Source organism: Paenibacillus barcinonensis (genome assembly GCF_003217495.1).
GTDB lineage: Bacteria > Bacillota > Bacilli > Paenibacillales > Paenibacillaceae > Paenibacillus > Paenibacillus barcinonensis.
The window spans coordinates 157,305-178,583 of record NZ_QJSW01000005.1 but is presented as its reverse complement, the minus strand read 5'-3'; the positions used below and the strand labels follow the sequence as shown (position 1 = coordinate 178,583).

The 21,279-nt window shown below is 46.5% G+C and carries 18 protein-coding genes; all 18 read right to left on the bottom strand.

What is annotated here, in order from left to right; all coding sequences use genetic code 11:
- Positions 1–28: 28 nt before the first annotated feature.
- The 18 genes from pstA to DFQ00_RS10065 all read right to left on the bottom strand — a co-directional run bounded on the left by pstA (position 29) and on the right by DFQ00_RS10065 (position 21,263).
- Positions 29–931: a phosphate ABC transporter permease PstA gene (gene pstA / locus DFQ00_RS10135; RefSeq protein WP_167433671.1), complete on the bottom strand. Its 903-nt coding sequence runs from the start codon at positions 929–931 to the stop codon at positions 29–31.
- A 2-nt stretch (positions 932–933) separates the two neighbouring features.
- Positions 934–1,902, bottom strand: coding sequence for a phosphate ABC transporter permease subunit PstC (gene pstC, locus DFQ00_RS10130; protein ID WP_110896358.1), 969 nt, complete (start codon positions 1,900–1,902; stop codon positions 934–936).
- 90 nt (positions 1,903–1,992) lie between these two features.
- Positions 1,993–2,856 (bottom strand): phosphate ABC transporter substrate-binding protein, encoded by an 864-nt coding sequence (locus DFQ00_RS10125; protein ID WP_110896357.1) that lies wholly within the window; start codon positions 2,854–2,856, stop codon positions 1,993–1,995.
- A gap of 97 nt (positions 2,857–2,953) precedes the next feature.
- Positions 2,954–4,354 carry a stalk domain-containing protein gene (locus DFQ00_RS10120; RefSeq protein WP_110896356.1) on the bottom strand — a complete coding sequence of 467 codons (1,401 nt, stop codon included), beginning with the start codon at positions 4,352–4,354 and terminating at the stop codon, positions 2,954–2,956.
- Between the two features lie 364 nt (positions 4,355–4,718).
- Entirely contained in the window at positions 4,719–5,939 is a 1,221-nt protein-coding gene (locus DFQ00_RS10115; protein WP_110896355.1) for a response regulator, read from the bottom strand.
- Positions 5,940–5,958: 19 nt separating this feature from the next.
- Positions 5,959–8,991 (bottom strand): histidine kinase, encoded by a 3,033-nt coding sequence (locus DFQ00_RS10110; protein WP_110896354.1) that lies wholly within the window; start codon positions 8,989–8,991, stop codon positions 5,959–5,961.
- 205 nt (positions 8,992–9,196) lie between these two features.
- Positions 9,197–9,358, bottom strand: a complete 162-nt coding sequence (locus DFQ00_RS29490) for a hypothetical protein (protein WP_174812148.1) — start codon at positions 9,356–9,358, stop codon at positions 9,197–9,199.
- Positions 9,359–9,649: 291 nt separating this feature from the next.
- Positions 9,650–9,784, bottom strand: coding sequence for a hypothetical protein (locus DFQ00_RS30125; RefSeq protein WP_279630398.1), 135 nt, complete (start codon positions 9,782–9,784; stop codon positions 9,650–9,652).
- A 69-nt stretch (positions 9,785–9,853) separates the two neighbouring features.
- Positions 9,854–10,672 carry a purine-nucleoside phosphorylase gene (locus DFQ00_RS10105; protein ID WP_110896353.1) on the bottom strand — a complete coding sequence of 273 codons (819 nt, stop codon included), beginning with the start codon at positions 10,670–10,672 and terminating at the stop codon, positions 9,854–9,856.
- A gap of 240 nt (positions 10,673–10,912) precedes the next feature.
- Positions 10,913–11,083, bottom strand: coding sequence for a hypothetical protein (locus DFQ00_RS29120; RefSeq protein WP_167433654.1), 171 nt, complete (start codon positions 11,081–11,083; stop codon positions 10,913–10,915).
- 245 nt (positions 11,084–11,328) lie between these two features.
- Positions 11,329–12,231: a carbohydrate ABC transporter permease gene (locus DFQ00_RS10100; protein ID WP_110896352.1), complete on the bottom strand. Its 903-nt coding sequence runs from the start codon at positions 12,229–12,231 to the stop codon at positions 11,329–11,331.
- 13 nt (positions 12,232–12,244) lie between these two features.
- Positions 12,245–13,210: an ABC transporter permease gene (locus DFQ00_RS10095; protein WP_110896351.1), complete on the bottom strand. Its 966-nt coding sequence runs from the start codon at positions 13,208–13,210 to the stop codon at positions 12,245–12,247.
- A gap of 112 nt (positions 13,211–13,322) precedes the next feature.
- A complete protein-coding gene (locus tag DFQ00_RS10090) occupies positions 13,323–14,981 on the bottom strand; it encodes an ABC transporter substrate-binding protein (protein ID WP_110896350.1) in 1,659 nt (552 codons plus the stop codon).
- A gap of 143 nt (positions 14,982–15,124) precedes the next feature.
- A complete protein-coding gene (locus DFQ00_RS10085; protein WP_110896349.1) occupies positions 15,125–16,678 on the bottom strand; it encodes a response regulator transcription factor in 1,554 nt (517 codons plus the stop codon).
- A 23-nt stretch (positions 16,679–16,701) separates the two neighbouring features.
- Complete coding sequence (locus DFQ00_RS10080) at positions 16,702–18,387, bottom strand: sensor histidine kinase (RefSeq protein ID WP_244213766.1); 1,686 nt, start codon at positions 18,385–18,387, stop codon at positions 16,702–16,704.
- A gap of 67 nt (positions 18,388–18,454) precedes the next feature.
- The gene (locus DFQ00_RS10075; protein ID WP_110896555.1) at positions 18,455–19,573 is read right to left on the bottom strand and encodes a response regulator transcription factor; all 1,119 of its coding nucleotides are present in this window, start codon (positions 19,571–19,573) and stop codon (positions 18,455–18,457) included.
- Positions 19,574–19,780: 207 nt separating this feature from the next.
- The gene (locus DFQ00_RS10070; RefSeq protein ID WP_110896347.1) at positions 19,781–20,779 is read right to left on the bottom strand and encodes an endo-1,4-beta-xylanase; all 999 of its coding nucleotides are present in this window, start codon (positions 20,777–20,779) and stop codon (positions 19,781–19,783) included.
- 130 nt (positions 20,780–20,909) lie between these two features.
- Positions 20,910–21,263: a hypothetical protein gene (locus tag DFQ00_RS10065; RefSeq protein WP_110896346.1), complete on the bottom strand. Its 354-nt coding sequence runs from the start codon at positions 21,261–21,263 to the stop codon at positions 20,910–20,912.
- Positions 21,264–21,279: the final 16 nt, after the last annotated feature.

Below are 21,279 nucleotides of genomic sequence, written 5' to 3'. Positions count from 1 at the left end.
CCCTCTTTTGACATGCCTCGGTTACGTTTTATCCCTGATTTTTACGAGCATTGAACCACAGCGGTACGCGGAATAAAATGTTGATCAGCAGCACGACAAAGATCAGCACCGCCGTAGATTTCTGGGCAATCTGCTCCGCATCCGGCACAATCGCCTCGGACTGGATATACCACAGATGCACAGCCAGCGTTCCGCCTGGCGATAACAGATTGAAATCCCACATCTCACCGGACGTGGACACACCCGCAGTCAGGATAATTACAGCACTTTCACCAAAAGCACGGCCCGCGGTCAGACAGATCCCTGTCATGATGCCGTTCAGAGCGACAGGCAGAATGACCTTACGAATCGTTTGCAGATGCGTGGCACCCAGTGCAAACGAACCATTCCGAAGCTCTGTTGGCACAGCACGAACCGATTCCTCTGTCACCCGGGTCAACACGGGCAGGTTCAGGAAGGCAAGGCTGACCGCGGCTCCGAGAATCGTCAGACCAATCTCGAAATACTCGACAAACAGTGCAATCCCGAACAAACCGAAAATAATGGATGGAACGGACGACAACCCTTCCACACAGATACGAACAATCTCGATCAGTTTATTATTTGGCGCAAATTCAGCCAGATAGATGCCTGCCGCAAGTCCGATCGGAATGGAGATCAGAAGGGACAGAAACAGCACATAGAACGAGTTGAACAGCGCTGGCCCGATACCTCCACCTTCCTCGATCTCACTCGGTACACCGTACAGGAAATCCCAGCTGAGCATCGGCAGACCTTTTTGCAGCAGCAGGAACAGAAGTCCAACAATAAATAAAATAACAATAATACCGATACCCCATACCGTGCCAGTAAACAGACGGTCCATCCAGGCAGCGGATGCTCTACGTTTGCCAAAGGAATACGTTGGAGTCAGATGCGCCTCTTTCTTCATACTCACAGGTGACGGCCCCCTCTCTTCTGCAGCATTCTCACCGCGACGATCATCAGGATCGAAATGGCAAGCAGAATAAAGCCCATCATGTACAAGCCATGATTCCAGGTCGAGTCAAACTCTACACTGGAGATTTGCATGACGATGTTACTGGTCAGTACTGCCGTTGGCGTGAACAGACTGGTCGGAAGCTGGGCCGTATTACCAATGACCATGACCACCGCCATCGTCTCCCCGATCGCACGAGTCATGCCCAGAATGACCGCATACATAATACCGCCTTTGGCCGCAGGCAGCACCACCCGGGTAATCGTCTGAAACCGATTGGTGCCGAGTGCATACGCCGCATCGCGGTATTTGTTCGGTACAGCAGAGATGGCATCATCACTAATACGGCTAATGGTCGGCAGAACCATAATCGTCAGCACGATAGATGCTGCGAGCAGACCATCTGCCAGATCCCGTCCGCTCAAGTCTCTAAGCCATGGGATTAACACCGTCAAGCCGAGAAAGCCATAAACGACAGACGGAATACCCACCAGCAGATCGAGTACGGGACGCAGCAAGGTGCGCAGCCATTTCGGTGTCATTTCGGCGAGAAAAACAGCGATGATGACCGATAGGGGAATCGCCATCAGCATCGTAAGTCCAGTGAGCGCAAACGTCCCCAGAATAAAGGTTAACGCACCGTAGTGTTCATTTTCCGGGTCCCAGTTCGTGGAGAAAAAGAACTCCTTCAGAGAGACATCCGCAAAGGTCAGGATACCTGTACGCAGCATAAGCACCAGAATACAGAACAGAACGAGACAAACAAACGCTGCGCTGGCAATACAGAGGATGCGAAACATTCGGTTAGACCACCGGAGACGTGCTTTACGGTCAAAACGTTTTCCCTTCTCGGGCGCTTTGCCAAGGCTTGAGCCAAGCTCATTCGGAGCCGAACTCTTCGCTGGTGGATTCATTTCCATCATAGCGGACTCTTCCTTTCACATAGAGAAGCCAGCTTGGCGACCATGCGCGGAAGCTGGCTGTCTCTTTCTTATGCAATGGTGTGGGGTGATTTATTTAACAGCTGCAAGCGGAATGAATTTCAGCTTTTTCAGGGAACCATTCTGGAACTTGCTGCTTTGAATGTATTCAATGAATGCTTTGGTTGCGCCTGTTGGTTGACCTTTGGTCATGTAATATCCAATGCCCCATACTTTGTACGTTTTGTTCAGCACGTTTTTCTCTGTTGGAGCCACGCCATTAATGGATACAGCTTTCATTTTGCTAGTTACATACGGCAGGTCGATATAACCGATAGCATTAGGTGTTGTTTCGATGGTTGTTTTCATGTCACCGCTGGAGCCTACTTCTTTGTAGTTGTCCCCTTTGCTCATAAAATCCTTGCCTTCGAGTGCTTTTTGCTGGAAGTTAACACGTGTGCCTGATCCGAACTTCCGGTTAACCACGACAATTTTACCATCTGTACCGCCAACTTCTTTCCAGTTGGTTACTTTGCCAGAGAAGATGTCCTGCAATTGTTTTGTTGTCAGGCTGGTTACACCCACGTTGGAGTTGACTACCGCTGCAAACACGGTTACTGCTACCGGATTAGCCACTTGTCCTTCGAATTTTTTGAAGCCAGGCACATCCTTGGATGCATCCCAGTCTACTGCACCGATGTCTGCAATGCCTTTACGTACCGATTGTGGTCCAGTCACCGAGCCGGCAGCGGATGCGGAGATCTTCACTTTTGGATTGTCCTTCTTGAATTCGCTTGCCGCCTGAAGTGTCAACGGAAGCAGTGCAGAAGAGCCGTTGATGACAATCTTGCCTTTCTCATTGCTCTTCGCAGCGTCTGCTGTCATTGCACCGCCAAGTCCGCTTACCAGGGTTACCGCCATCAACATGGCCGTGAAAGGTTTCATCCATTTTTTCATTGTTATAAACTCCTCTCGAATTTTACACATTAATGTTCATTTCATTTTTGGATTACATGCTAATGTTTCATGCTTTGCGTCAGTTGATGTCTATCGCTTACTTCGTCACAGCTTTCCAGCTTCCGCCAGCTTGCACCAGCACTCGTCCCTTCTCCACAACAGCAATCTGTGAGCCTGTAACTACGATGGAAGATACATCGGAAGATACGGTATACAGCTTGGATTGTTGTCCGGTTACAGTGTCAATGGACAGAATCACGCTGTTATTATCATCCTGCGCGGCAAGCACATATAGAGTACTGCCTGACAGAATTGCTTGCTCTACATCATGCTCGTTATATACCGTGACCGGCTTCTGGGATGCATCCACAGACATCAGGGAGGCATTGCCATCCTCGGACGGCACGCTTACGTAGTAAGCTTTCTGTCCGTCTACGGAATAGATAAATACTTTATCATCCGTAGACGTGGTCAGCTTCACCGCTTGTGGTTTTTCATTCCCGTTGTTATATGAAAATAATTGCTGTTGATTTGCTGAGAAATCAATGGATACGTTATCTTCGTCTACATTGGTTGCATCGGAGGTTACTTTACCAAGTGTTGTTACCGTGTAAACGAAGCGTTTGCCACTCACCGACACATTCAGGTTTTCCTTGTAATCTACCTTGTCTTCTACCAGTTTCTTGATGGAGCCATCGGCCAGGTTCAGATTCGCAATCACCGAACCTTTATCCCCTTGCAGGAAATAAATCGAGCTTTCATCTGCAGACCAGACCAGTTCAGGCTTGATGCTTGTATCACTCGTAATGAGCTTGGAAGCCTTCGTTTTCAGATCAATAACGTAAACGGCTCCTTCTGCATTCGTATAGGCTGCTTGATTACCGCTTGGGGATACTACCAGGTCTGAACCGCCTTCAGATGTCAGAAGCAGTTCATATTTACCTGTAGTTGTATTCACGAGATAGTCGCTTCTGCCTTGATCATCATTTTTGGACACAATCAACTGATCTGCTCCGGCAAAACGCGGGTTCTCAGCCCCTTCAATTAAAGCAATCGTGCTAACTTCAAGCTGACCGTTCTTCAAACCAATGGTTCCGCCTACGCTTGATACCAGTGGACGAAGTGCAACGTAGCTTGTTCCCCCAATGATAGTAATGGGCTGCTTCAGATTAACCTTTGTACCGTCAACATCGAGCTGCTTTGATTTGTTCTGCAAGCTGATCGTGTGACCATTCAGCTGAATCACGGTGGCCCCGTTTACCATCTCGGCCTGTGCTCCCATCGCTTTGATGACGTCACGAACAGCTACGAGTGTTTCCCCGTTTTTCACGATAGAACGTACAATGACTTGGTTACCGTTTATGGTAAATGTGGAGTTTTGGACCTGAGTTGCACTAGCCGCAGGTTTTACCGCAGGGGCAGCCGATACTGCACCAACCACAGAAGTTGTTAATGAAGTGGCTACTACGGATGCTACAAACACCTTTTTCATTGACATTGTTTTTTGTCACCCTTCTTTTCTCCATATATACTTGCCTGGTGAAGCTGTTCCCTGCTCGATAAACTTGCATATATCGTTGATATGAGAGCTTGTCCGCCTCATCCCCCCAAACATCCACGTTCATAGTAAAAATGACCTACTACCTCTGTAATTATAGGAGTCAATTGTAAACGGGAAATCTTGGAATTGTTAACGTAATGTCAATGTTTGCAACAATAACCAACGAGTTTCTGATCACCGTATCCATCTTGGTTTGATCATTCAGAACCATTCGTAATCATAGAATGATCCCTTTGCACATCCTATGCCTATAAAAAAATAGCCTCTTTTATGTACTCAAGTACACTAAAGAGGCTATCATTCACATTTGAATCTGCTCATATAAACGTCTCGATACTATAGAAGGTCCAATATGTAGCTCTTGTAGCCTAGCCTCCAGATCACGATAAATGCGCAGCACTTGATCATGCTTTCCCAAGGACAAATAAGCTTGCATGGCACATCGGTAGGCTTCCTCTTCATAAGGCGAATGTACCATAGCCCGCTCCGCCGCCTCTATTGCTTTTTTACCATTGCCCCGTGCCAGCTGCATCTCCGAGAGCTTTAACATCAGCTCCAGCACACTTCGCTCCAGTCTCTGACCAAGCTCGTGCACCCAAGGATAATCCTCCTGAGCAAGAAGCTCATCCTGATACATATACAAGGTCCGCTCCATCTGCTCAAGCGGCACATGCTCCTCCCGCTGCATGCGATGCACGACGTCCAATACATCATAGACATCTGCACGAATTCTCTTTTTGTCCATAATATAGTGCTCGTTCCTATAACTAATCATCTGCTCCATTCCAAGCTTCTTCAGGTTTTTGCGCAGCAGACTGACACAGGTGTGCATATAAATTTTCGCCTTTTCATACCGCTCGTCCGGCCACAGGTGCTCAACAATTCGATCACGATGCACGGCATGGGCATCCGGGTCCTGCAGCAGCAGATACGCGAACAGCTCCTTCTCCTTCGCTGTGCGCCACATAACAGATCCCCCATTGGTCGGCGTTACACGCAATTTTCCAAACATCTGCACGAATAAGCAGCTTCCGCCGTCAATGACGTCAGAGCCCTGTCTGTTCACAGCATTGTCGGATGAGTTCACGCAAGATTGGATCAGGCCTCGCGCCTCCTCCTCCTGCTTCTTCTGCATTTGCTCCTGCTTCTCTTGTTCTCTCTCCCTCTCTCTTAAAATGCGGTCAATCGTGCGAGATAAACGTCCCATCTCGATCGGCTTGAGCAAATAATCCAAAGCCTCATGCTCAAATGCCGCAACAGCATACTGATCATAAGCCGTAACAAAAACGATAATCGCCTCGGGATCAATCTCATGAATGTTAGCCGCAAGCTCCAGTCCACTCATGCCTGGCATCTCGATGTCTACAAACCAGATATCTGGACGAACATCATCTAGTGCCTTCAGCGCCTCAAAACCGTTCATCCAGCGGCCAACAATCTGCACCGCCCCCGTTCGTTTCAGGAACATTTCCAGCATATTAAGCGCATGTGGCTCGTCGTCTACCAAATAGGCCTGAAGCATACCCCTTCCCCCGTTCTAATTATTGATAAGGAAATTCAATCCTGATTTTGGTACCCTGACCAAGCTCGCTCTGAATGACAGGCCCCTGTCCGTTCAAGTGTTTCAAGCGTCTCTGCACATTTTGCAGACCTATGCCCTGATCAGGCTGATTTCTGTTCAGCACAAGTGTAGCCTGTTCTTGCGACATGCCTATGCCGTCATCCTCAACCACCACCTGAACCCACTCCTCCTGTCTGCGGATGGAGAGAGTTACCTTGCCACCATCAATTTTTTTGGAAACTCCATGCCGTATGGCATTTTCCACCAACGGCTCAATAAGCAGCGGCATCACCTTGCAGAGATAGAGCGAGCTGTCTACATCCAGTTCAACCTGAAGACGTGAGCCGAATCGCTCCTGTTCAATCTCAACGTAAGCCTGGATCAGCTCCATCTCCTGACGCAGCGGGATCAGTTCCTCCGTATTATCCAGATGAAACAAAATTCGCAAGTACCGGCTGAAGCTACCCAATAGCTCTCCAGCTCTAGGCCCATCCGTAAAACAGAGAGACATGATGGTCCCCAGTGCATTATATAAAAAATGTGGTTTGATCTGCGAACGCAGAAACGCCATCTCGTTATTCGCAGCCTGCTTTACAAGTTGTTTCATACCAAGCAGCATATGGATACGAACCAGAATCTCCCCTGCATCCAGAGGGCGTGTAATGAAATCATTACCGCCAGCTTGAATGCATGCCTCAATGTCTGCTGGCGTGCTGCGCGTGTTGATAAACAACACCGGAAGTTCCGCTTGACTGAAATCCATACGAATCTGTCTGCATGTCTCGTATCCGGTAACTGCAGGCAGCTTGGCATCCAGAATCACCAGGTCTGGCAGTCGACCACCAGCCAACACGGACCGTACTTTGCTATAATTGTCTGCGAAGCTTAATTGAAACCCTTCCGCAGAAAGCAATGTATTCAGCTGCTCCAGGTCTACGAGATCAGATGTTGCAATTAATACGTGAGCTGAAATCATGCTTTCCACTCTTTTCTCCTCCCCTACTGACGTTTCCTCAGAAACTGCCGCCTCTAACAGACTCAAGTTCATATCAGCAGCCTGTGGAAGCTCAATGATAATCCATCCTTCCTGTTCATTCATGATCAATTTCCCTTGCATTGCACTGACAATCTCCAAGGCGGCTGACAATCCGGCAGTGATTCGTTCTGTCTGCGCTGAATCAGTACCCTGGTTCTCAGACCCAGATCTGTGGCCAGGCACACTCTCGGCGTTCATGTGTAGTGTAATTCGAATGGAATTCCCATTCTGTTCACTGGCAAAAATCAATTCCCCGTTATGATACTGTCCCATCATGTGATAGACCAGGTTATATAACACTTGCAGCAGCCGATTCTCATCCGCTGTAACATACCTTGCATATGGTCCCATTTTGTGGACGATAACGATCTCTTTCCCCGATGCCAGAAATCCCAGCACCTCTGTCACAAGCGAAAAACACGAAACCAGATCCACCGTGCCCAGAGAGATTTTCACCCCACCATCCCTGAATCTGGAGACGTCGATGAGATCATTCACCAGATTGGACATGCGATAGGCTGTATTGCGAATTAATTGAAGCTTGGAGATAATCTCCCGTTCATTCGTTCGTTTCATAGGCGTTGTCAGAAGAGAGCGGGATAGATGGATAATACTGTGAAGTGGCGAGTTTAATTCATGTGAGGTTAACAATAAAAACTCATCCTTATCCTTATCTGCCATCTGGAGCTGCCGAGTAAGACGCTGCATAGAGGCATATGCCTTCACATATTGATAGATTAACAGCATGGCAAATGTGCCAAGAATCACAAGAGTGGTGCAGTTCAACAGCACCTGACTGACCGGATATAATGTTACGGTAACGCCCAAAATATAATTGACCAGCATCAGCCAGATGCATACGATGAGCAACTGAGCCTCGGAATGGCTCCGTTTATCGTCATTTGCTCGCCTATATTGAAAAAGAATGACGATGAAAGACATCGCATATCCACACAGATTAACGGCATACATTCCTTCTTGTATGCACGAATACACCCGAAACGGAGTTATCACAATTAAAGCGAGGTATAGCATCAGCAAACCACTGGGAACCATCCTCCATTTTTTCCACCCCATCACAGGATCAGGAGCAAGTCTCAATGTGATCAGGCTGACGATGACAGATAAACCGTACACAGATATATATTTCAGCTTGTAAACAAATTCAAAGGCAAGGTCCGGCACCAGATGTAATAGCAGACGCTCACCATTGGTCACCACAATCAAGGCATAACCAATGAAGAACAGTGCATATAGAAGTTGAATTCGATCCCGACCCAGACGTACGAATAAATAGATGAACAATAAGCTAAAAATGCCAACAATCCCGATGATCAATAGCTCCAGGCCCGATTGAACCATCGCTCTGGCCTCCATATAACGGCCTTTGCCTAGGTCAATCGAATTGTAGATCCCACCGCTGCGAAAATCAAAATTGGCAACTTGCAGCACAATTTCGATCTCTGAACGTTCAGGATGAAAGTAAACCATGTATGGCTCGTTTCGAGGTACATAGGAAGCAGCTGATTCTCCGGGAATGCCGGAGCTATTCATTAATTTTCCGTCAACATACATCGCATCCGAGAAACGAACATAACGTTTGGCGATGGCCATCAATTCGTCTGTAGGTACGCTCCGCACAAGCAAACGATAAGTGCCATAACTTTTTCCGTTCATGGGATACCCATGACTGTTGCTTCTGTCGTCCCAATTACCCGGAACCTGCATCATGACAGGCTTGATGTGCATTTGATGAATCTGTTGAGGCGTAAGCAGCTGCTCCGGGTAGAACTCCCATTCTCCATCCAGCGGGATAACGGTTCTACTGGCCCATGTCATACCTGTCAGATCCATTACTCCCTTTTTAGCTAGTGGCTTCTCCTCTGCAGACGTAATCTGCCACAGCACAACTAGTGCCAGCAAAAAAGTCATACAGCCGATCCATAACAAAAATCGATCCTTTCGAATGACCGTCATCTCTCTTTCTCCCGTAGCGTATATCTTGGAAACAGCAATCTAGCGTTATTTTCGCACTCACACCTGAAACTGTCTATGTTTAATCAACTATTCTTTTAATAGACTGAAAAGAAGGCATCCTAGGATGCCTTCCCCACTACGTTACGTAACAATAGCACTCAGTTACTTGCACCCTAAATATACCGATTATAATTACGCTTTGTTTTTAATGTTGTGATGCGGCCTGGATTGCACCGTACGCCCAGTGGTTTGCAATATCAGAAGCGTGGGTGGCATCGTTTGAACCCTTGGTTGCAATTGCAGCCGTATCAGGTAATGAACTCACACTAACGTCGTTGGTGGTTTCCTTTTCCTTTTCCTTTTTCATTACCTTTCTGTATTACTATACAACCAAGCTCTTAACATTCACTGAACAAGAGTTCCAAGAGCAGGCAAGGAACATAAAACAACTAAAAAACGATTAAACCAAATGGTAGCTCGTTTGATTTAATCGTTTATCGCTAACATATAATAAAATCCTATGAAAATACTTGTCTCACTTTTGAAATACGAGATCAAAACCCACCTTCGATTAGAAAACAATTCGTAAATACCTATATTCGCCGCAGGCACCAATACCTCCTGAGCCACCACACCGTGCTAACCCATAGTGCCGAGATTATTCAAGAACCAGAATATCGGTACAGCATTTATCAATACCTAACGCATCAGAAGCTTCAGCCATCGCCGTCATAGTTTTCAAACCCGCACGGAACTGCTCAGCAGACTCGTTCCCGATAAACAACAAAAACAAGGTAATGGAGCATCGCTGATGCCTCATTACCTTGTTAATTTGTTGAACTATAACAGACAGCAGCTTTTGCTACATTTTATGCAAAATACCTTTAACCAGTCCGATAAACGTCGTTTTCACTTTCGCTGCGACTTCAATAACCTCATCATGGCTCAGAGGCTGATCCAGAATGCCACATGCCATGTTCGTCAGACAAGAAATACCGAGCACCTTCATACCGCCGTGAATAGCTACGATCGCTTCGGGTACTGTGGACATGCCTACAGCATCTGCCCCCATCGTACGAATCATCCGAATCTCCGCAGGTGTTTCATAAGCAGGACCACTCCACCAAGCGTAAACACCTTGCTGCAAGCTTACATTTTGCTCTTCGGCAACCTCAAGAGCAATGCTACGCAATTCACGATTGTACACTTGGGACACGTCAGGGAAACGAACGCCAAGCTCAGCGTTATTCGGTCCCATTAACGGATTGTTGCCAACCAGATTAATATGATCCGTAATCAGCATCAGTTGACCTGGCTCAAAGCTGGTATTAATCGCGCCGCAAGCGTTAGTGACAATCAGTTGCTCCACGCCCAGTGCCTTCATAATACGAACAGGGAACGTTACTTCATCTAATGAAAAACCTTCATAATAATGCAGACGGCCTTTCATCGCCACTACGGTCTTCCCCATAAGTTCTCCAATGACAAGTTCATTCGCGTGACCAATGGCCTCGGATTGAGCAAAATAAGGAATTTCCGTATATGGAATAACTGTAGCATTTTCAATTTCGTCAGCAAGTGCTCCCAGTCCCGAACCCAGAATCATACCTACAACGGGCTTAGTATTGATCCGGTTTAATATGTAATCTCGTGCTTCCTGAATGTGGGCAGATTGATGCATGATAAACTTCCTCCTGAATATCTGAATTGGTGTGTGCATAAGTTATGCTTCTCAAGTGTAATGAACAATGGCCCTGATGTAAATGAAATCCCTAATTCTCATTCAATTGACATTCCAAATACAGCAGGATTACACTGTGTGCCTGCATTGCAGCGCTTCATGATATGGTTCCAGTATCGTTTTCGTTTTGATATCAGCACTCTGCTGAAAGGATCAAGAATCGGCTCCGTCTATTCGACACTAATTCAGTGTATGGCTTCCTCTGCTTCTATACCAATCCATCCCCATCATCAGCATGAACATCCACAGTGCAAACATCAGCGGCCTTTCAACCGTGCCTTCTCCAAAAATAAAATAAGCTATCACAAAATTCCCGATGAAGGTGAACACATTTTCGCGCATATTTTTCATATTCTTCAACTCCGTCTGAGCTTGACTTTATAAACATTGAAGATACATGCATTCATATTGACTTCCGCTTGCATTTCTCTTACTTAAAACACGCATCATATTCGAAATTATATCATATCATGTATATTAATGGATAACATTTCCTTATTTGAAGTATTATCCGCACAGCAAAAAAAATCGGCCCATACAGGCCGATTTTTTTGAATTAGATAATTTCGTAAACTGATACGTTACGTTCTCTTCAACTACTCCTTCACACTCCCCAGTTGCAGACCGTGTACAAAATATTTCTGCAAGAACGGATACACAACCAGAATTGGCAAAGCTGCAACAATCGTAATCGCTGCCCGAATAGAAACCGGAGTAACCAGGTTACGTGCTTGCCCCATGTCTGCTCCACTTGCAACAGACGGACTGCTGTTGGTATTCATGGACGATGAGAGCAGCTTCATCAACTCATACTGCAGTGTACTCAGATTCTGTTTGGAAGATGCGTACAGGAATGTATCAAACCAGGAGTTCCATTGGCCTACCGCAATAAACAATGCTACTGTTGCCAATACTGGCTGACAAAGTGGCAAGATGATGGACATAAACGTTCTGAAATCCCCCGCGCCATCAATCTTGGCTGATTCAATCAATCCTTCAGGCAACGTCTGGATATACGTTCGAATAACGATCATGTTAAATGCACTGATCAATCCCGGAATAATATATACCAGGAAGTTGTTGAGCAAATGCAGGTCCTTGATCAGAAAGTAGGTTGGAATCAGACCGGCACTGAAATACATCGTCATAACAACAATAATGGTAATCGGTTTACGCAAAATGTAATCTTTGCGGCTGAGCGTATATGCCAGCATGGATGTCAGAAACAGACTGAGCACCGTACCCAATACAGTTCTGGCAACGGAAATCCAGAAGGCTGCGAAGATCGTTCCACCCGCGAATACAGCTCTGTAGTTCTGAGTGGTCCATTCCCTAGGCCATAAGTAGATTCCACCACGAATCGTATCCGTACCTGCATTAAATGAAACAGCCAGTGTATTTAAAAACGGATATAAGGTCACTATTGCAATAAAGATCATCAGCAAGCCGTTAAATGTATGGAAGACAATCGGCTCAACCCGAGATTTGTTTATTCCCATCGATGTGTCCTCCTCATATTAATCGGTCTTCGCCGAAACGTTTAGATATAGAGTTCGCTGCAAATATTAGCGTGATACTAACCACCGTTTTGAATATACCTGCCGCCGTGGCCAGTGAATAGTTACCGATCTGCAGACCGTATTTCAAGACGAAAATATCAATTGTTTGAGACCAGTCAACGACGACACCATTACCTAGCAAATACTGTACTTCGAATCCGGCTTCCAGAATCCATCCCATGTTCATAATGAGCAAAATAATAACGATGGACTTGATTCCAGGCAAAGTTACATACAGCATCTTCTGATAACGATTAGCCCCGTCAATCTCTGCTGCTTCATACAGCGAAGGGTCAATCGAGGTGATCGCTGCCAGGTAGATGATCGCATTCCAGCCGACCTCTTTCCAGACGTGCGACGCGCCGACAATTCCCCAGAAATACTCTGGAACACTAAGCCACATAATCGGTTCGTTGATGAATCCAAGCTTCATCAGCACCACGTTCACAATACCGCCGTCTACCGATAATGAGCTGGCTACAATGCCCGTAACGATAATCCATGACAAGAAGTGAGGCAGATACGAAATCGTTTGAATCGTACGTTTGTACAGCTTGTTCTTGATTTCATTCAGTAAAATCGCAAAAACAATGGCTGTTACAAAGCCAAGGATCATGTTAATCAAACTCATCGCGATCGTATTGCGAAGTACGTTCAGAAACGCGTCGTCCGTAAGCAGAAATTTGAAATGCTTAAGTCCGACCCACTCCTGCTGCGAAAATTTCTTCGCTGGACTGTAATTCTGGAATGCCATCACCCAGCCCCAGATCGGATAATATGAGAAAACCAAAATATAAGCAACGATGGGCAGAGACATAAACATCAGTTGTTTTTGACTGCGCAGGCGCTTCATGAGAGGCGTCTTGGTCACTATGGTTGGAGCAGCTTTATCCTGTATAGCTCCTGGCGTGTTCGCCATCTTTCACTCCTCCTATCAACTTACAGCGGTACTCGGGGATCAATTGTTCAGAAGGCACAGGAGCAGTTGCTGCTCCCCATGCCTTCCAAAGCAATCCTTCAGTCGCTTTTATTTATTTCGCGGTCCAGTTCTGAATCCGCCATTGTAATTGCTCATTGATTCGATCTTCATACGCCTTCACGTTAATTTTCTTGTAAGCATCCACGTACTCGCTCCAGATAGAGTCGAATTCATTGGCTTTGGACATAATTGCTCTAGGCAAATATTTCAAGGATGTATCTGTCATTTGTTTGTTGGCTACCGAAGCATCGGAGCCTTCCTTCAGATCCACTTGCCAAGCTGGATAATACACTGGGTTCTCAGGTGCAGGAGAGAAGAAGTCACTCCATGTTTTGAAGCCATATGCATCCAGAAGCTCTTTATCCTCAGGCTTCAGGCTATCGTAGAATTCCTCAGGCTGGTTGGTTGCTCCAATGGCGTTGCCATCCGAGAACGTACCTTCCATTTTCGGTGCGGCTCCATAGAAGCCTTCTGCTCTGTTAGCCAGTTTCCATGCCGGATCTTCCTGTTGAATACGCTGTTCAGGTGTACGATAGAATCTGCCTTTGTCATTGACCATGTAGTCTACACCCTCTTCACCCCAAGACAACAACTTCTGATACTTTTCATCCATCAGTGCATCGAGGAATTTCAGAATAGCTACAGGGTCTTTCGCGTCTTTACTGATACCGAAACCGTTGTTCAAGTTAATCACCGGACGATCCAGGTAGTGGTCCTTGATGCTTGTGTCATATACAAGCGGGAAGCCTACATATGTTTGACCAATTTTGTTCTGTGCTACGAGTGGATCTTCACCTTGCTGGAAGTTCCAGTGCTGGTCAAACATACCGACAACACGTCCAGAAGAAATTTTAGCCAAGTATTGGTCATAGTTCTGAACGAAAGCTTCTTTGTCAAGCAATCCATCGTTATAGAGATTGTTCAGCTCTTTATAATAACGTTTGGAAATATCTTTATCCGCGAATACGCTTGCAGCACCTTTATCATCAACAACTACACCACCGTCATTCGGATGACCTGTCAAGTGCTCCGGCGGGTTGAGGAGCGGGAATGTTCTCCAGTCGGAAGCCAGTGTAGTGAAGCCAATCGTTGGCTGACCGTCCTCTGTTGTTGGATGCTTCGCTGTGTAATCACGAATCAGCTTCATATAATCATCAAGCGTTTTGGGAGTTGGATACCCGGCCTCTTTCAGTACCTGTTTCTGAACCCAGAACGCAGGGCCGGAATAGTAGTTACTGATAAATTCACCCGTGTATACACCGTAGTTTGGCAGCCAGTAAATATGACCATCACTGGAATCCTTCATCCGCTCCCAATCTTTTGCATAATGCTTTTTAAGATTTGGTGCATGCTGCTCGATCAGATCCTCCAGCGGAATAACCGCACCAGCCGCAACCAGCTTGGTATCTGCTGTGATCAGATCCGGGTAATCCCCTCCCGCAACCATAACCCCTAGTTTTTGCTGCAAGTCACCTACGAGAAATTCCATGTTCAGCTTGACACCGAGCTCTTCTTCGATCTTTTTGTAGATGCGGTTATCCGCTGCCGGTGCCTGATTTGGTGTTCCGATAAAAGCCGAAATATTTAATACTTCCTTGCCATCGGCTGTCGTCGTTTTGGCCTCTTCACCGCTACATCCTGCAAGTGCCAGAGTTAATGCCATAACGAGAGAAACGGAACCCCAAAGTTTCTTTTTCTTCAATCCCCCCATGTATTGCGCCTCCTTGGAAGTGGTTTATCTTGCTGTCTTTATTATGATTAAATGTATGCGGTTACAAAATAAACAGATTTAAGCATCTGCCCCCCTTAATTTCAGGAGGTAATGAAGCAACTCATGCCCCTGTAAAGTGCTCCTCACTGTGTGAACTTCAGACGATACTCAGCCGGTTTCAACCCTGTTCTGCGCTCAAACTGCTTCAAAAAATGCTGGTAGCTCTTGTATCCGACCTGCTCTGCAATCGCACACGAGGCTTCGTCCGATGTTTTAAGTAGCCTTATCGCTTCTTCAATCCGCAGATCATGCACCATGTCCAGAACACCTTTACCATACTTGCGCATAAAAGACTGCCCGAGATGCACCGGATGCATATAAAAGCGTTCTGCCAGCTCCTTGATTGTAAAGGTTTCTCTGAAATGCTCCTGCAAATATTCCGCCACCATCGCCTGTGTTCCGCCGAGTTGCTTTTGACGAAGGGAGCTCGCCATTGCCCGGCACTTTAAGCAAAACGACTCCAGCAGATGGGCAGACTCCTCAATATTCCGATAATCCTGATGACCAGGATAGATCGCTGTATCCTTCAGTAGCTCTTTTGATTCTCCGCCAAGCTCCTTGCACAGAGAAAGCCCCCTAAACAAAATCTGGGTGATGAAAATATGAACAAATTCAGGAGACGTCTTATTTTTCACCAATTCGCTGAAGGCTTCTCTGATCGACTGACTTACCTGCTCCGGCGAACCGTTCTCTACATGCTCCATAATGAGGTCCACTTCACGAAGAGATTCAGGGTTAAATATCAGACGTTGCTCCCGGATATCTTCAGCGAACAGCAGATCACCCTCATGTAAAAATAAAAAACGCTCCGCTTGGATGGCCATACTTCTGGACAGAGAAACGTTCTCCAACTGTTGCACAGGCAGACCAATGGCGAGCTGCACGCCGTTGGGCACCACCTCGTTTAAAGCAGACAACAGCCGCATTGCAAAAGCCCGATGACTGTCTCCTTGCAGAGTCTCAGCTTCAAGGCTACTCTCACCCCATAGGATGCCGCAGACGTCCTGCTCATGCTCCACCACATAACAGCAGTGCTCACGTGTCACGGCGTCCTGAATCGTTGTACGAATCTGACCTGAATCAGCTCGCTGAAATCTTACTTTGACATATGCCCATTGAGAGGTCTGCGCCTTCAAACCCGAGATAACATGAGCCGCTGTCTCTCTATTCTCATATTCCTGCTCGGTAACCAAGGAGAAGAGAACCTGTCTGATTTCCTGATTTTTGGCCTGTTCACGGTGTGACTCACGTTCCTGCTTCTGCTTCAGTTCATGGGCCAGCCGTTCCAGCATATCATCCGCTTCTACCGTATCGACCGGTTTTGTTAAATAATTGCTCACACCGAGCCGGAGCGCCTGCCTTGCATAATTAAAGTCACTGTAACCACTTGTTATGACAAACATCGTCGAATCATATCCCTGACGACGCGCCTCTTCAATGAGTTCAAGCCCGTTCATCGCTGGCATATGAATATCCGTAACAACCAGATCAGGCTTGCTTGTGCGTATCGCCTCAACAGCCTCTTCACCGTTGGCACATACACCGTTTATTTCAAAGCCAAATCTCCGCCAATTAATCAAAAGCTGCAGCCCTTCAATCGCAAACGGCTCATCATCTACCAGAAGCACTTTATACATCTTCGTTGCCCCCTTTTTGTACGTTACAGTCGATCTGCAGGAATATGAAATCCAGCCTCTGTTCCAATTCCTTTCTCACTGCGAATCGTAAACGTTGCAGCTCCTTCATAGAACAGTTCCAGACGTCGATAGACATTGCGAATGCCCACATGCGAACCGTCCTTCGTCTGATCCGAGCGTACATCCTGAATTAATTGGCGCAATCTGTCCTGTTCCATCCCGATACCGTTATCAATCACACCAATTGTCAGCCCGGATTCCTCAAGCTGGGCCGTAATATGAATTAACCGACCTGTCTTACGCGCCTGCAGACCATGCTTGCACGCATTCTCCACGAGTGGCTGAATGCTCATTCTCGGAATCCGCTTCCCCGCAGCCTGTGGATCAATATCCAGCGTATAATCGAACAGCTCCCCGAACCTGAATTTCTCAATCTGAAGATAAAGGGTCGTAAACTGCAGCTCCTCTTGCAAAGGAATCAAATTATCTGATCGACTAAGCAGTTGTCTCATTAGCAGTGATAAACTCTTAATAATCTCCGACACTTCTGTATATCCGTTTTTGGTACTCACAACCAATAGCGCATTCAGTGTATTAAACAGAAAATGCGGATTCATCTGGCTCTGAAGCATGGATAACTCTGTGCGTACTTGATCCAGCTCCAGATCCTTATGTCTGATCTCCAATTTGTAGACATCGTTGATAAGGGAGTGAATTTTGCTGATCATCATATTAAATGTACGAATTAATCCACCAATCTCGTCCCGGCCCTCCTGAATCTCAATCAGGTCGAAACGTTCGTTCCGTACTTTCTCCATATGCCGTGATAACTTACGGATACGATAGTGGTACGAACGCAGAATAAAATAAATGAGCACCGAGGGCACAATAACACTGATCACTGCCAGCCACAAAATGGATTTACGCGCCTCGTTCAACAGCTGATCGACATGCCGCGTATCCGCAACTCCGATCAGCTTCCAGCCATCCAGATAAGCCAGATTGCCAAGAGACTTCTCCAGTACATATTCGGTATTCACATCACCAGACCATTGATCATCCGCCGGAAAACGTGCACTGGACACAACTGGGCGGTTGTTTCCGTCCACCAGCCTCAGCTGCAAGCTGTTCGTCTCACGATTCAGAATGCTGTATATCCGGCTCACTTCCAGATCAATTTTCGAATACTTCGCGTAATTTGCGTAAGAAGTGAACGTCTTCATTTTGCCAATAACACTGATACGTTTCCCCCGACTGAACCCCGATTCTTCTTCATAATCAATAACCAGAATATCGCCGCTGGCTTGATTTAATTGCTCTATCCCTGGCAGCGTTGTTCCCTTATCCTTCATGACGATATAATGACTGCCCGTCTGGATCGTATCATTATCTGTAAAAATACGGACCTCAAGAATGTTCGCCGACATATACCGCGTCAATTTATCTCGTAGAAAAACATGATACTCATTGTAATATTCCACAGGTGACTGATAGGTACGGTCTAGTGCTTCATACAAGGAGTCATCAGCAGCGATCATGCGGCTTAATGCAACGCTCTCATCAATCATACCAACCAGCTCGCCAGTAGCCCGGTCGATGGATTTGCGCAGATTCTCCTGCTCCCTCACCTTGATATCTGCTGAAATTCGTTGATAAAAAAACAGATTGATCGCAATGATCGGAAGTAAAATGCTAAGCACATAAATCATTAAAAATTTGTATCGAAGGGGGATATCGTTGACGGTATGAACGTTCCTCCATTTTGTGCGCACATGATCACCCTTGACTGTTGTTTTTGTATAGAGAAGGCAGCTCCCCTGTAAGCGCTTTAAATTTCTCAGTAAAATACTCCGCATCGTGATAGCCCAATTCAAATGCGATATCCGAGATTTTCATATTGGTTCGCCGAAGCAGTCTGCGTGCTTCCTCAATCCGAAGCCGATGCACATATTCGCTGAAGCTGACGCCCATCTCACGCTTGAACTGCTGGCCCAGATAAGCCGCGTTCACATGAATGTGATTGGCGAGCTGCTGCAGTTTGATTTTGGACCGATAATGCTGCTTCAAATACTGAACTGCTTCAGTCACCAGTCCTCCGGTACCTGCATCGCTTTGAGTGGCGGCAGCAAAGGTTTCTGTAATACGAACAAAAAGCCGTTTCAATTCTCCTGTAATCCACCTCTCGGTTTGGTGCCATGTATGGTCTTGAAGCAACATGGAATCTGCCCCAAGTACTCGATATTTTCGCAGCAGCTCTCCGTGTATATACAGGACCATGCTCTGGGTCAGGCTGAGTCCAAGCAGTGATCCCTGGATTTCCTGCATCATCTGATCAACAGCAGTCGTAATGCCTTTTATATCTCCTGCTTCCATCAATGTAAGCAGTTGCTTCGCATGGGACGTCATGTTCTCCAGATCATTCTCTCCAATGGTGTCGTTCACTTCAGCAGGGGTGTCCAGAAGTTGTGCAGCTTCCAGTTGCTCGCTGGCAAATAGCTGCGCCGTCTCCTGTCTCTGTAACTCCAAAGGAACAATCATACTGCGCAACAATTCGTGAATCTCTTCAGGTACCAGAGGTTTAAGCACATATTCATTTACCCGATACCGTATCGCCTGCTGTGCATATCCAAACTCGGAATAACCGGTTACAATCACGATTTGGGAATCATATCTCAGCTCTTCACGCATGGTACGAATCAGGCCCAGTCCATCCAGAACCGGCATCTGAATATCCGTTACCACCAAATCCGGATTCACCATGCCGATCAATTCAAGCGCTTCCTCTCCATCCGTTGCAGTTCCACACAGCTCATATCCGCAGCCTTGCCAATCAATCATCGTTCTCCAGCCTTCCAGCATAAACGGCTCATCATCTGCTACTATGACCTTGTACATGGATTCACCTGCCATTTCCCCTTTTTTTCTCAAGTATGGCATCGTACAGTCAAAGTGACAATGCTAAAATTAGAATATATCTGCTATATTTATAAGATACTTCAAAAAGCCTTACAAGCTATCCCTTAATCAAGGGCTGCATGCAAGGCATTAAATCCGGGAAATCCAGCGGAGTGTGTAAACATCTTTAGTTTGACTTATATAATTCTAGTCTTGCCCGATAATACGCCAGAAGGAATCCTTGGGCTGAAGCTCTGTATCAAATACAAACGGCCAGTTTTTGCGGCCACGCACCGGGAAATTGTCCAGCCATGTGTAGTTGTCAGCGACTCCCCAGAACGTTACGGAAGTGATATTGGAGCGATATTCACGGAACAGACCAAAAATATCCTCGTATCGCTTCTGCTGCAGCTCTGCCATCTCTGCCGTTGGCTCGGTCAGATCGGTACGCTGATCCTCGTGACGAAACACAGACAGATCCAGTTCAGTCACATGAAGCTGTACATCCAACGAAGCATAACGCTCGATGGCCTGACGAATCTCATCCATAGAAGGACCGTGAATATTCCAGTGTCCCTGCATACCAATGCCATGAACAGGAGCGCCCTGATCCAATAAAGAACGAACCAGATTATAAATTTTCTCCCGTTTAACCGGGTCCGTCTCATTATAATCGTTGTAGAATAACAAGGCATTCGGATCTGCTTCATGAGCCATATTGAATGCCTGAACCAGATAATCCTCTCCGAGCAAACGCAGCCATTTTGTATCACGCATAATCAGATCCGTCTTGTCTTCAATCGCCTCATTTACGACATCCCAGGCATAAATCTGGTCTTTGTAACGGCCCACCACCGTATCAATATGCTGCTTCAGTCGGGACAGCATCATCTCTCTGGAAGCCGTTCCCCCGGAAGCATCTTCAAACATCCAAGCCGGCGTCTGATTGTGCCATACCAGAGTGTGCCCCCTTACACCAATACCACGAGCCACAGCAAAATCAACAATCTCATCTGCCGCCTCAAACGTATATTCATGCTCTCGTGGATGAACCTCTTCAAACTTCATCTGATTCTCCGCGGTGACGCTATTATAATGCTTTGCAATGAATTCGCCTTCAGTCTGCAGCATTCTCGTATGCACTGCCGCACCTATTTTGAACGAATTGGCATAAGATGCAGATAGGGACGGAATTTCGGTAGACATCCTGGTTCCTCCTCACAGGTTCTTTTTTTCATCATATCGAATAATGAATGCGCTTTCCATGAACAAAATAAACGTTTTGCCCCCTGAAATTCTACCAATTTCATCACAAGCAGACGAATTCAGCTATAGGTTATATCTTGTCCACCTGTAGCAGTGTGACCTGTTTCACAGTACAGGCCGGACTGACCTGCTCCTCCGAGAGAATATTCAGCTTGATCAGACTTTTTAGCTTATGACTGTCTACCTTGGACAACAGCCTCCAGATCTCCGGGTCGGGCAGCGAGGCGTACAGCTTCTGATCGTCATATTCCTTGCGGTGCTGGAGCACCGTTTTAACCCTGAAGGAGCCTACTTCCGTCTCATATATCCCCTGTTGTCCGCAGTACGCCACGATCTCATCTCTCAAAACAGATAATTGCTGTTCAATCTCCTTCTGCCGCTGCTTCAGCTCAAAATACGTCTGTACCTTCTGTTCCATCTCCATCACACTCCTCTACTAC